9 protein-coding genes and 1 CRISPR repeat array (1 of these 10 cut by a window edge) are annotated in these 14,219 nt (G+C 25.0%); of the genes, 8 read left to right on the forward strand and 1 reads right to left on the reverse strand.

Features of this window, described 5'->3' with window-relative positions; genetic code table 4:
* Positions 1-1,765: a CRISPR direct-repeat array (repeat unit 36 nt; unit sequence GTTATGGCACCCTGTAAAATTATGTAGTAGTAGAAC) (it extends 4,675 nt beyond the left edge of the window).
* A gap of 221 nt (positions 1,766-1,986) precedes the next feature.
* The 5 genes from AACL04_RS01000 to AACL04_RS01020 all read left to right on the forward strand — a co-directional run bounded on the left by AACL04_RS01000 (position 1,987) and on the right by AACL04_RS01020 (position 9,121).
* Positions 1,987-2,796, forward strand: coding sequence for a hypothetical protein (locus AACL04_RS01000; protein ID WP_339030586.1), 810 nt, complete (start codon positions 1,987-1,989; stop codon positions 2,794-2,796).
* Between the two features lie 90 nt (positions 2,797-2,886).
* Positions 2,887-4,530 (forward strand): PTS transporter subunit EIIC, encoded by a 1,644-nt coding sequence (locus AACL04_RS01005; protein ID WP_339030589.1) that lies wholly within the window; start codon positions 2,887-2,889, stop codon positions 4,528-4,530.
* Positions 4,531-5,049, forward strand: coding sequence for a dual specificity protein phosphatase family protein (locus tag AACL04_RS01010; RefSeq protein WP_339030591.1), 519 nt, complete (start codon positions 4,531-4,533; stop codon positions 5,047-5,049).
* On the forward strand, positions 5,039-5,779 hold the full coding sequence (locus AACL04_RS01015) for a hypothetical protein (RefSeq protein ID WP_339030594.1): 741 nt from the start codon (positions 5,039-5,041) through the stop codon (positions 5,777-5,779). Before AACL04_RS01010 ends, AACL04_RS01015 begins: the two co-directional genes overlap by 11 nt.
* A 546-nt stretch (positions 5,780-6,325) precedes the next feature.
* On the forward strand, positions 6,326-9,121 hold the full coding sequence (locus tag AACL04_RS01020; RefSeq protein WP_339030596.1) for a glycosyl hydrolase family 18 protein: 2,796 nt from the start codon (positions 6,326-6,328) through the stop codon (positions 9,119-9,121).
* Between the two features lie 101 nt (positions 9,122-9,222).
* On the opposite strand, the gene AACL04_RS01025 is transcribed toward AACL04_RS01020, so the two are convergent.
* A complete protein-coding gene (locus AACL04_RS01025) occupies positions 9,223-9,471 on the reverse strand; it encodes a hypothetical protein (protein ID WP_339030599.1) in 249 nt (82 codons plus the stop codon).
* Positions 9,472-9,726: 255 nt separating this feature from the next.
* Between AACL04_RS01025 and AACL04_RS01030 the strand changes: the two genes are divergently transcribed.
* From AACL04_RS01030 to AACL04_RS01040, 3 genes are read left to right on the forward strand one after another with little or no spacing between them, the layout of a single operon-like run.
* Complete coding sequence (locus AACL04_RS01030) at positions 9,727-11,451, forward strand: lipoprotein (RefSeq protein WP_339030601.1); 1,725 nt, start codon at positions 9,727-9,729, stop codon at positions 11,449-11,451.
* A 1-nt stretch (position 11,452) separates the two neighbouring features.
* Complete coding sequence (locus tag AACL04_RS01035) at positions 11,453-13,264, forward strand: hypothetical protein (RefSeq protein ID WP_339030604.1); 1,812 nt, start codon at positions 11,453-11,455, stop codon at positions 13,262-13,264.
* A gap of 1 nt (position 13,265) precedes the next feature.
* Positions 13,266-14,195, forward strand: a complete 930-nt coding sequence (locus tag AACL04_RS01040) for an ABC transporter ATP-binding protein (RefSeq protein WP_339030606.1) — start codon at positions 13,266-13,268, stop codon at positions 14,193-14,195.
* Positions 14,196-14,219 lie beyond the last annotated feature (24 nt).

Consider the following 14,219-nt stretch of genomic DNA (forward strand, 5'->3'; position numbering starts at 1 on the left):
CCATTGATATAGTTATGGCACCCTGTAAAATTATGTAGTAGTAGAACAATAAAGTTATGAAAATAATCTATTCAATTGTTATGGCACCCTGTAAAATTATGTAGTAGTAGAACAAATTACTAAATATAGTGGAAAATACTTTAGTTATGGCACCCTGTAAAATTATGTAGTAGTAGAACACATATATACAGTAATAACAAATATAGAGAGTTATGGCACCCTGTAAAATTATGTAGTAGTAGAACTCTTTATATCTTAAAAAGATATATAAGTCTGTTATGGCACCCTGTAAAATTATGTAGTAGTAGAACAACTTGATCTATGATTAAATTTGTATATTCGTTATGGCACCCTGTAAAATTATGTAGTAGTAGAACGGTGAAGAGTTTTATTATAAAATTAGAGTAGTTATGGCACCCTGTAAAATTATGTAGTAGTAGAACTTTGACCTTTTGGAAACATTGCACTAAATCGTTATGGCACCCTGTAAAATTATGTAGTAGTAGAACTAGAAAAGGTAATTTAAAACCTTTAACTAAGTTATGGCACCCTGTAAAATTATGTAGTAGTAGAACAAATATATGCTTAGAGACTTGTAGAGAGATGTTATGGCACCCTGTAAAATTATGTAGTAGTAGAACGAAGCACTAATAAGAAGAAAAGAAATGCAAGTTATGGCACCCTGTAAAATTATGTAGTAGTAGAACCGTTACTTTTTCATTAATGCTTTATTCAATGTTATGGCACCCTGTAAAATTATGTAGTAGTAGAACTTTTGAAAAATGTTCTTCGCACACAACTTGGTTATGGCACCCTGTAAAATTATGTAGTAGTAGAACTATAAAACCTTTATATCTTAAAGCTTTGTGGTTATGGCACCCTGTAAAATTATGTAGTAGTAGAACTCTCAAAAGATGTTGGAATTAGAAAAAGTAGTTATGGCACCCTGTAAAATTATGTAGTAGTAGAACAATCTTGTATCATACTCAAAAAATGAGGACGTTATGGCACCCTGTAAAATTATGTAGTAGTAGAACGGAGAAAAGAAAAATGATAAAAGACATTAGGTTATGGCACCCTGTAAAATTATGTAGTAGTAGAACGAATTTATTTAAATCTTCTAAAATATCATAGTTATGGCACCCTGTAAAATTATGTAGTAGTAGAACCAAATCAAAATCAAATTTCTAATCTTATTAGTTATGGCACCCTGTAAAATTATGTAGTAGTAGAACAGCAACACCACCAGTTGAACCACCAATTTAGTTATGGCACCCTGTAAAATTATGTAGTAGTAGAACTTTATTGATGAATTTAATTTATCTGGTTCTGTTATGGCACCCTGTAAAATTATCTAGTAGTAGAACAATATCTAATCCAGATATAAAATGAGAGGTGTTATGGAACCCTGTAAAATTATCTAGTAGTAGAACAATCTCCATTATGGTCTGAACGGATGGACTGTTATGGCGCACCCTGTAAAATTATGTAGTAGTAGAACTTTTTATTGATGTATAATAAAACAAAAGTTGTTATGGCACCCTGTAAAATTATGTAGTAGTAGAACTTATTTTAAAAACAGATGTAATATACTTATGTTATGGCACCCTGTAAAATTATGTAGTAGTAGAACTTCATCTCTTGTTAATCATTTAATGAAAACGTTATGGCACCCTGTAAAATTATGTAGTAGTAGAACAATAAAATACTACTTTACCAGTTTCTTTATGTTATGGCACCCTGTAAAATTATGTAGTAGTAGAAATTTCTTGTTAGAAGAACATATTAAAATTAGGATATTTAAAATATTTCTTAAATTAATATAAAATATTTATAAGTTTAAAAAACTTAAATAAGAAATAAATACATTAGATACTTAATAATTCAAATCAAAAATATAAAGCCTATTTTTTATTTTATATTAATTAACATTTTTTTTGTTCAAATAAAATTAAAATAAATTTATTTGATAGAGGAGACTTATAGATGAATATATTGAATTTAATCAAAGAGAAGGAAAATGAATTATCTCCTCAAGAGAAAAAAGTTATTTATTTCATAAGAGATAATCTAAATAACTTTAGTGATATTTCAATAAAAAATATCTCAAAGCAATTAAATGTTCAAGAAAGTGTAATAACTAAAACCTTATCTAAAATAGGAATAGGGGGTTTTAAAAATTTAAAGCATATTTTACAAGATTCTTACTATTCGGTTGACAATAAATTAATAAATAAGCAAAGTATTGATATATATTTCAACAAGATAATTGAAAATATTAACTCAATAAAAAAATTTCTTAATAGTGATTCAATTTTAGAATTATCAAATTTAATTACAAGTAATAATCCAGAAATTATTTTTTTTGCAACGGGTAAAACCGCAAAAGTTATTGAACCATTTTTCTTTAATCTATTAGAGTTAAATTTTAAAGTAAAGTTAGAAACATCTTTATATAATCATCAAATATATGATGTGGAAAATAAACTTGTAATTGTTTTCACTATTTCTGGAAAAAACTCAAAGGTTTTTAGATATTTAAATTTGATTAAAGAAAGAAAACCATTAAGAATTGTAGGAATAAGTACAAATGAGTCTTTTGCAAATGATTTATTAGATGAACATATTTATGGCACTGTAAAAAGTTTTTTTACAGACAATAGTAGATCAACACCATTAATAGAAAAATATACAATTCAATTAATATGTGATGCACTTTTATTAATGATTATTTCCAAGTCAAGTAATAAACATTTGGAAATGAGAGAAAAAATTGCAACTAAAAATAAAGAGTAATTTAAATAATTTATATTTTATGTAAAAAATATAAATTATTTAAATTAGAAAATTACCTTTAAATGAATAAAATTTATTTGGGAGGTAATAATGAATAAAAAGATTAAAAAAGCAAAATTTAAAAGTTTTCTTACTAATTTACGAAGTGGTTTAGAACAATTTGGGAGAGCTATATTAGTTCCAGTAACAGTTATTCCACTTTTAGCTTTAATAGGTTCAATTGGTTATGCAGGTCAAGCAATTGCAACTGAAGTGGGAACTTATAGTGGTGGTACAAAAATTGCTTTAGATGCTATTAAAAATATTGGTATGATAGCAATTACAAATATTGACTTTTTAGTGGCTATTGGGTTAGCTGCTGGACTTGCAAAATCTGAAAAGGTTTCTGCAGCTTTATCAGGTATTATGGCATATGCAGCAATGCACTTTGCTGCAAATTTAATGCTTCAAGTTGTTTATCCAGAAATGTTAAAAAATGCAAAAGAGTATGGTTTGATTACAAGATTTGGAGTAGTTTCATTTCAATATAGTGCTTTTGGGGGAATGGTTGCAGGACTGATTGGTTATTATATTCATAAGCATACTTATAAATTAAAATTTCCAGCATTTCTATCATTTTTTGGTGGACCAAGATTTTCACCAGTAGCGTCAACTTTAGTAGCATGATTTATTGGTATGCCAATAGGGGTTGCTTGAATATATATTAATCAAGGTTTAAAATCAATTGGTGAATCTTGACAACATATGGGAGCAGGAGCACCGCTCTTATATGGAATGGCAAATCGAGCTTTAATTCCCTTTGGCTTACACCAAGTGATTAATTATTTCTTATATTATACTTCAGTTGGTGCAACTTGAGTAAATGGTGAAGGCGTTGCTATTGAAGGGATTTATAATATTGCTATTGCAAAATTAGGAGAAGGTGTCTTTATTACTGCAAAAGATACTTGGATTGTTAATGGAACGTTTCCAACTAATATCTTTAGTTTAGGGGGAGCTTCAATGGCAATGTATATGTGTATTCCAAAAGAGAATAGAAAAGTTGCTGGTGGAGCAATTATTTCAGCAATGCTAGCTTCAGCTTTAGCTGGAACTACCGAGCCAATTGAATTTACATTTTTATTTACAGCTCCTGTATTATATGTATTACATGTAATTTTTACAGGAATGACTTATATGAGTATGTACTTATGTGGCTTTGCACAAGTTTCTACCAGGGGTAGTGGTATTATTACGTGACTGGCAGTGGATGCAATGAACTTTAAAAATATTCAAAATGTTTGAGGTTTATTTATAGTAGGACCAATTGCTGGAGCCATATATTTTGGATCATTTTATCTATTAATAAAAAAATTTAATTACAATACACCAGGAAGAGATGGTCAAATAGCTGTAATGGGTGAACAAGATAATTCCAAAATACAAGAAAACATTTTAGAAAAAAACGAAGAAAAAGCAAGACCTAAAAATAATAAAAAAGAAGAATATGATGAAGAGTTTATTTTAAATATTATTAATGGATGTGGGGGAAAAGAAAATATTAAGATAATGGCAAATTGTATTACAAGATTAAGAGTGACATTAATTGATAAAGAAAAATTTAATTTAGATATAATTAATAAAACAAAACCTTATGGAGTTAAAGAAATAGGAAATCAAAAGCAAATTATTTATGGTCCCAGAGTTACTAATATTGCAACTATGGTTAGAGAATATTTAGGAGTTGAAGACTAAATGCCTTTTATAAAAATTACAAATAATTTATATCTAGGTGATCAATTTTCAAATAAACTTAAAACAAAACATAAGGAATTAAAAATAAGTAATATATATTATGATATGTTAAAACACCAATATGCAAATAAGCAAAATACTATTTATAATGATTATTTTGTAAAAATAGATGATAAACTAGCTTTGAATTTATTAGACTCACATGATCCATCTGATTTTAATGACTATAAGTTTGCCTTAGCAATAAAGTTTATCAGCGAAAATATTGAAAACAATTTAATTTATACACACTGTCAACTTGGTGTTAGTAGAAGTGCTTCAACTATATTCATATATTTAGTAATTAGTAAAACTTTAAATTTTAGTAGTTTTGAACAAGCTTTAAATGAATATTTAACAAAAATATATCCTTATATGAAAGTTAATTATGGTGTTTATAACTATCTAAAAAATAATTTTCCGTATACCAAAGTTAAAAACCTTTCTAAAAAGACATGAGGTGATTTACTTGCATATTAGTTATATTGATTTTGATTGAGATAAGGTAATTGCATATGATAATAATTTTAATGAAATTTTTAGAGAAAGTTGTTTAATTCTAAGGGACTTAAGAAATTATGAAGTACTTTTTATTGGAGAAGAAGCAATAAAAAATTTAAAAAAAGAGGGAAACTTTATTGCAATAAACTTTACAGAAAACTCAAAAATTGTATCAGAGGAAGACTTTATATTGTTTATTAGTTATTTTAAAAATAAATATAAGCTAATTGATTTTCCAATAATAATTGATAGATATAAAAAAGCAAATTTTTTTGAAACAAATAATTTAAAATTTATTGAGCTATCACAGTTTTATTCAAATAGAGGAAATGAATTTGGTTTTATTGATTTGAGAAATTCAGATTTAAATATATACAATAAGGAATTAAATGAACTATTTAAATATAATTTAGGAAAAATAAAAATATTGAATTTATTAAATAGATATTTTTATTTAAATTTCAATTCAACTTTAAATACAAAAAAAACAAAAGATTTATTAAAAAAAATATGTGAAGGTGAAAAAGTTACTAGTGTTACTTGTAGAAATTTTAGTACAGGTCAAGATAATGATATTTTAATTACAAACGTAAAAAAACTAACAAAAGAATTAGAAAAACAATTAAGTGCAATTTTAAAAGATGTATTTAATTTTAAAAGATATAGTATGAATTTGGATGCACAGGAGGTATTAAATTATGTTAATTAGTTTAATTATATTTCTAAGTATTTCTACTATTTTATTTATGTGTTCATTTATAATTTTATTTATAAATAAACATAAAAAAAATCCTAATTTTAAATTAGAAAGTAATAATAAGTCTTTTATTAAGTTTATGCCAATAGCCTTATTTTGTTCAGGTTTACTTGTTTTATTTGTGGGACTAGCCACCTATATATAGATTATAATTGGATACTTTTAAAACATATTCCATAAATTTGTGAATATGTTTTTTATTAGAGTATATTGCTCTACGGTATTGATGAGGAATCCAAGTGGAAAGTATTTAGTTTAAAATAACTCTAGTATTTCATCTTTAAAACATTGTTGAGTTTTATTTACAGATATTTTATTAGCATTTAATAATAGTTATTTTATAAAATCTCTATTTATTCATAATAAAGGAAGAAAAAAGGTGCTTATTAGTGTTTAGGACATAATTATTTATGCTTATAAAAATACTTTATTATAATAAAAATATTTTTATTATAATATATAATTATTATAGGTATAAATAAAAAAAGGGGTAAAAATATGAAAAAATTATTATCAATTTTATCTGCAATAGCATTTACTGCTTCAACATCATCAGCTGTTGTAAGCTGTAATTCAACTTCAGATAATACAAAAAACATTGATAAGATTATCAAAAAGAAGGATTTAGGTAAAATTAACAATGTAAGTGAGAATATTTTAAAAAAAGCACTTAAAGAGAATAATCCAAAAGTGGATGTTGATAAATTAGCACTAAAAGATGTTGATTTATTTAATGGAAATGCAGTATTTGTTGCCAAAAATAAAGCAGCTGATTATTCTGGAGAAGCTCGTGTTAAATTTGATTTTGGTAATAGAAAAGCAGATTCTCAATATTTATGAGAAGCTATTACAAATACTTGATTGGGAACAATTGACAAAAATGATGAAAAAACAATCAAAGAAGAGTTAAAAGGACTTAATCCTTTACTTAATACAGACCAATTAGAAGTTAAAAATATTAATTCATGAGGGGCTACAATTGAAGCAAAGAGTGATTCAACTCTTTATAAAGGTCAATCAACAGTTTCTTATAGTGTAATTAATGATGCATCTTCTTCAAAAAAAGCACTTTCTTCTGTAGTAAAAAACAGTTGATTAGGTGATATTAGTGTTGGTGCAAACAAAGAAGAAACTGAAAGAAATATATTAACTGCTTTAGAGCAAAAAAATAGTGGCATTAAAACTAGTGAGTTAGAAGTTAGATCAATAAGTGATTGAGGAGCACAAGTAAGTGCTAAACAAAACTCAGAGGTATATCAAGATGAATGCTATATTAGTTTTACTTTAAAAGGAAATTCAGCAGGTCAAGGAGCAGGAGCAACTTCACTTTATAATGAAGTTAAAACAACATGATTGGGTAGTGTTTCAGATACAAAAGAAGCAACAATTATGGAAGCTGTTAAAAGAAGTAATCCAAACTTAGATACTAGTAAATTAACTTTAAAAGGTACTAATCAATATAACTCAATTTTAATTCCTAATGAGGAAGGTAAATCTAAATATAAAGATGAAGTATGACTTTCATATGGTATTTCAGAAAATGCTAAACCATTTGAAAAAGAAGAATTAAGTAAAGTTATTGAAAATAAAAACTTTGATACAAATTCAGCTATTAAATTAGCAGAAGGTGAAGAACTAAAAGATTTAAAAGTAAAAGAATTAGTTTACAATTCAAATAGAAGTATAGATTCAAATCAAATTGAAATCTCTGATATAACAGAAATTTTAAGTGATAATAATAAATATCAAAAATTCTCAGCAAAAGTAAATGCTAAAGAAAACTCATATAGTTATAAAGGATCTACTGAGATTAATTTCTATACTTCAACAACTGTTATAGAGGCCAAAGAATTAAGCAATGTTATTGAAAACAATAAGTTGGGTGAACTTAATGAAAATACAGAAGCTACAATTCTAAGTACTTTAGTAGAAAAAAACCCAAACTTAGACTTAGGAAGTATTGAAGTTAAAAATATAACACAAACAAGTGCAACTATTAATTCTATTAGTGAAAGCAAAATTTATAAAGGTTCTGTTGAAGTTAACTTTACAGTTAAACAAGAAGAAGTTGTACCTGAAAATAAAAAAGATTTAGCCGATGACTTAAAAGTAACTGATTTAGGAGAACTTGATGACGCAAATACATCAACAATCTTGGATGCAGTTTATGGCAAAAATAAAAATGTAATAAAAAATGAAATTGAAGTTAAAAATATTACTGCAACTGGAGCAAAAATTAAAGCAAAAGCAAAATCTGAATTTTATAAAGAAGAGTCTGAAGTTTTAATTACTTATACTTTAAAAGCTAATGGTGAAAAACCAAAACCATCTAATGACGCTTTATTAGTAGGATACTGATATGAGTGAGGTGGAGCAGAACAACACAATAATCCAGTTGATCTATTAAATAGTAATGAATTATTAAATTCTGCATATAATGTAATTGATATTTCATTCTTATATACATGAGAACCATATGCAATGCCTACTTTTGAACCATTTAGTCCAACAAGCAAAACTAGAATTAAAGAAGGAATTAAATCTTTACAAAATGCTGGTAAAAAAGTAATTCTATCAATGGGTGGAGCTACTGGTGGAGAAATGAGATTTAGACAAGATCAAACTGATCAATTAACTGCTACATTTATTAAGTACATGGATGAATATGGTTTTGATGGAATTGATATAGATTGAGAAGGTGGAGCACTTGGGGATAGAGAAAGTCAACAAACTACAATCTCAGCTTTAAAAGAAGCTAAAAAAATTCAAAACTCAAAGGGTAAAGAATTTATGTTAACAATGGCTCCAGAATTACCGTACTTAAAATATAATACAGAAGCTGGTAGTCAAGGAAGTTATATTCCTTTCTTAAAAGGACTTGATGGTATTTATGATTTTATTAATCCTCAATACTATAATGGATGAGCATTTGGAACATTTATTGATCAAGAAGAAAAAGACTATTTAGGAGTTAATAAATCTTATATTTCAAATGATGATAGTGAGTATAGAGGAGAATTCTACTACTTAGTAACAAAATATTTAACAACAAAATATAGTTCTCAAAATGATTTCTATGAAAAAATTCCAACAAATAAATTTGTTTTAGGAGCTGCTACTAATGAAGCTGCAGGTAGAGGTGCAGCAACAAGAGAATCAATTTATAAAGCATATGTTTTATTAGAAAATGACAATATTCACATTCGTGGATTAATGACATGAGCTATTAACTTTGATGCTGTTGCAAATTGAATGTTTGAAGCTTGATTCAAAGAAACTTGAGGAAATAAATAGTTTATAGTTAAATTTAAGTAAATCAAAGAACTTATACAAATTATATGTATAAGTTTTTTTATTCTAATTTTTAATAAATTGTAATACTAAAGTCATAATGTTTAGTTTGAAATAATTCCATTATTTCATCTTTTAAAGATGCTAAATTTTACTTGCAAGTAATGTATTGGTATTTTATAAATAAAATTTCTAGTTTCAATCTCTTTATTCTTTTTAAGTTTTCATCTTGTATATCTAATACTATAAACTAACTTAAATCATTGTGTTTTAAAGGAGTCCTTTCTTAAAGATAATCCATTAATTAATCTTAATTGTTTTTGCTTCATTATATTTAATAGTAGTTGTTTCATAAAAAAATCATTTATTGATTATAAAGGGGAACAAAGTTTTTTGTTAACATGTAGCGAAATAATTGTTTATTACTCATACTATAATTTGAAAATGTGTCAATATTTTTATAATAATAGAGTTAGTTATAAACTATAGGTGTCATAAAAAAAATGACAATAAATCTCTTTAAATTGTTTTTCCTCTAATAATTACTTGCTTTTTTTTTTTTTTTTTAAAATATACTAAAAATAGTTTTAAAAAAAGGAGAAAATAAAATGAAAAAATTATTAGGTTTTTTAGGAGCAATTACATTTATTGCATCAACAAGTACTAGCGTTATTGCATGTGGTAATAAGGAGATTACTGATCCTGCTACAGATGAAAATGTCTTTGAGGAGTTATTTAAGAATTTTGAAAATGATATTCAAAACTCACTTAATAGTCATTATTCAGAAAAAAGTTTAGGTTTTTCTGTAATGAATGACAGTGTTGAAGAAAAGGGATTTACTTTTTTAAAGGAAAGTAAACTTACTGAAGTTGGTAATGGAGATCACGTATTAGAAGGGGAAAATCTTAATAGTTTTAATCATGACTTAAACCTTTTATTAGATGATACTGCTTTGAGAATAAAAATAAATGCTCTAGCAAATCAACCAGAATATAACTTATTAACATCAGGATTATCAAATGGTATTTATAATGGTCTTATTATAAAAGATAATAAAATTGGTATTAATATTAAAAGTGGAAATGAAAACAATACTGATGCCCAAAGTAATTTTTCAGCAACAGTTTCATTTTCAATAGCAATTGATATAAATTATATGAAAAATAATGAACTGCAACGTAAAAATAGTGATTATTTATCTTTAACATTCTCATTAATAAATAATGAAGACATTAGTGAAGCAATTAATGATATTCAACTATATTTAGGGGAAGAATTATATAAAAGTGCAAATTCACCACTATTTTTAACAGATTCAAAATTAGGTATAGCAGACTATGCTTTTAAAGAAGATATTAAAGATGATGTAAGAGAATATACTAATAAGTCTTCAAGTTCAACACAAGGAAGCTTTAAAAACCAAATAGCCAAAGTTACAAAAGAAATTTTGGATGAAAAATCTACAGTTAGTGGTTCACAAGTTATAGCCAATGAGCAAATGTCTACTGAAAATATTTTATGAGAAAAGCAATATGCTAAATTTAATGCCACAAATGCAAAAGCAATAACTACTAAATCAGATATTTACAACAAAATTTTAGTTAATAAAGATCCAAATATTACTTCTGCTCAAAAAGAAGAAGTAATAAAAAACGAGTATAATAAACAATTAGATGATACTAACTTTAAAAAAAGTTTTGAAACTTTTATAAAAGCTAGAGGATTTAGTTCAGTTGAAAGTAAAACTAATTTTGAAAGTGTTTTAGGTTTTGGAACTTTAAATATAGGTGGTTTACAAATTAAAGTAGCAGACGATATTTATGAAATACCAACAATAGTTTTAGGTTTTGACTATAGTGTTGAAAATGATGATAACTCTTTATTTAAAAGATCAGATTATTCAAAACAAATTTTAAATAGTATGGAAGCTTTTAGAAGTTCATTTGATATTAGTTATAGTGATGATGCTATTATGAATTTTTCAGACGAAAGAGTTTGAGTTAGAGCAAATGAGATATTTAAAGACAATAAAAATGATTTTTCAAGATCACAATTAAACTATTTAATTGGAGGTTCAGGATTTGAAGATAGTCCAGAATACAATAATGAAATTGCAAAAAATGGAAAAATGGGATATTTTAATTTCTACTTAAACTCAAGTGCAAGATTTTTATTAACAGAAGAAGGAATTAAATACAAATCAGGTAGTGCAAATGGTAATAAATTATGCCTTCAACTAGGAGTATTTTTCATTGAGATACGTTTTAACTCAACTGATAATGATCTACTATCAAAAAATGGAGGATTTTTATTTAAAAAGGGTGTAAGATAATATGATAGCAGAAAATAAAAATTCAATTCCTCTAAAAAAACTTATTGGATTCAATCTTAAACTATATTTAAAAGACAAATCAATTATTATTTTGTCTTTTATTATTTTATTTTTAACTTTATTTTTTAGTATTTTAATATCAGTATATAAAAAAACAAATGCCAATATTGTAGTTTTTTATAATTACTTTTTTATAATTACTTTTTCAGTTTTATTATTTCTTTTGATTTTAAGAATGATTCAGTTAATGCTTAATAATAAGATTGATGATAAAACATTTTATTTAATGATTTCTACTAATATTTCTAGAAAAAAAATAATATTTACATTAGTAATATCTACATTAATCTATATTTTAGCAATTCAAACAGTTATTTTTTTGTTACCCAATATTCTTTTTTCACTTACAACTATAAAAATTAATGAAGTTTTATTAAGAATTACTTTGGTTCACTTTATTTATGCTTTGTGTTATGGTTTTTGCTTAACTTCTTTTTTCATATTTTTATCAGCTACATTAAAAATGCAAGTTTCAACAATCTTATGTTCACTTATTTTGGCTACAAATTTTATTAATAGTTTACCAGCCCAATTCATGAAGGAATCTGAAAAAAGTATTGTATTAAGTTTTGAAGGTGGACAAGCATTTCAAGTTACTGAAATTTATAAGGCATTTGATTTACAAGAACATATTAAAGAAGAACAAATTAAATATCCTTCACTTAGTAAATACATTAATAATTTTTTTATACAAAATGAATTACTATCAGGACAAGCATTTCAAGCAGCAAATATTGTTAAACTAAGAAAACAATTTTGAACTGAATTAGGTTTAATAAATAATGAACCTAAAAATTATAGTTTGACTGATCAGAAACTAACAAAAACTCCAGATAACTGATCTAAAGCAGATTGAAAAATTGGAGATAAAGTAGATATTAATTTCTCACTTGAAAATACTTTTATTACTAGAGAACAATTAAAGCAATTATCAAATGATTCAAATAATGAAAATCAAAAAATTTTAATTGAGTTTTGAAATTTTATGAATTACATTAATAAATACTTTATTGATGATTTAAATTTTCAAAAAAACTTTTATCAATTATTTGAAGATTTTACTTCAATAGTAGAAGGATCTGATATATCTTATATAGAAAATAAAACTTCAAGAACTTTAAGAAATGCTTTAGAAGTAGAAAAAAATGATGAAGAAATTATTGTAGGAGCTAAAAATGATTTAACAAGTGAGCTTATAAAATCAATGTATACAAATTACTTAGGAAGAAATACTAGTGGAATTGCTTTAAGTGAGTCAGCAAAAATGGATGATCTTATTTATTCAGAAGAGGGTTTATTTAGTCCAGTTATGTTAACTGCCAGAATTATTGAAGACTATTTTATTAAGTATTGCTCTATTTATACAATTGCAACTACAAAAGCTATTTCAATGAATAAAAGCTATTTTGATTATCAAAAGGCAAGAACAAAAAATGAAATATTTTTTCAAATGAATTTTATTGCAAATAATTTATTAAATTTCACATATTATTCAAGAAATGCTTCAGATGAAATTTGATTTAATGAAGATAATACTAGTGTAATCAATTTTAATAATCAAGATAATTCATTTTTACCTTATAAACTTTATTCCTTTAAAATAGGTAAAAATGACTTTGGATTAGATTATATTGAGCCTTTATCTTATGAGAATTTTATTCCCCCATATATATATTTAATTATTCAACTTATTTTTGCAATTTTTAATTTATTTATTTCTATCTTACTATTAAATAGAAAGGATTTAAACTAATATGAAAAATTCAACTATAATTAAATTTGATAATTTTTTAAAAAAGTTTAAAAAAAGTGCAATAGGACCAATTAATTTTGAAATTAAACAAAATCGAATTGTTGCTTTTCTTGGTAGTAGTGGTAGTGGTAAAACAGTAATTTTAAACTCTTTGATTGGAGCTACTAAAAAATATAGTGGTGATATTTTTATTGATAAACATAATAGAAAAAAAATTGGTAATCATATTTTAAATAAGCAAATTGGAATTTATATTCAAATGGATTTTTCATTATATGATATGAAAGCATATAATTTTCTAAAAACTATGGCATCAATTTATGGAGTTAAAAAAGAATTAATTAATGAGAAAGTTAAATACTGAATGGAGTACTTTAGTTTATGAGAATCAAAGGATAAAAGTCTTAGAAATTTTTCATGAGGAATGAAAAATAGAATAAATTTTATTTTATGCTTTTTAAAGGATCCCAATATAATTATAATGGATGAGCCAGGAGCAAATCTAGATTCAATTTGAAGGAATAAGGTTAAAAACTTATTAATTAAATTTAAAAATGAAGGAAAAACAATTATTTTTACAGTTCATAATATTGATGAGATGACTGATATAATTGATGACTATATTATCATTGAAAGAGGAAAATTAATATTTTTAGGATCAAAAGAAGAATTAAATATTTATAATAAATATAAAGTATTTTTAGATTCTGAATTTGAAGTAGAAGAACTAAGATCATTTTTAAATAAACGCAATATAAAAAGTTTTAAATTTGACTTACAAGAAAATTCAATTGTGATTGCTACAAATAATACAAAGGAAATTAATTGACTATTTTTATTTTTCTTGAAGAAAAATATTCCAATAAAAAATTTAGTGAAGTTACCAGTAAATATGGAGTCAATTCATAAAGCTTTAGAATCAAAAAATTAGCATTTAATGATAATAGTTTTTTAT

The organism is Spiroplasma endosymbiont of Cantharis nigra (assembly GCF_964019925.1).
In the GTDB taxonomy this organism is placed as follows: domain Bacteria; phylum Bacillota_I; class Bacilli_A; order Mycoplasmatales; family Mycoplasmataceae; genus Spiroplasma_A.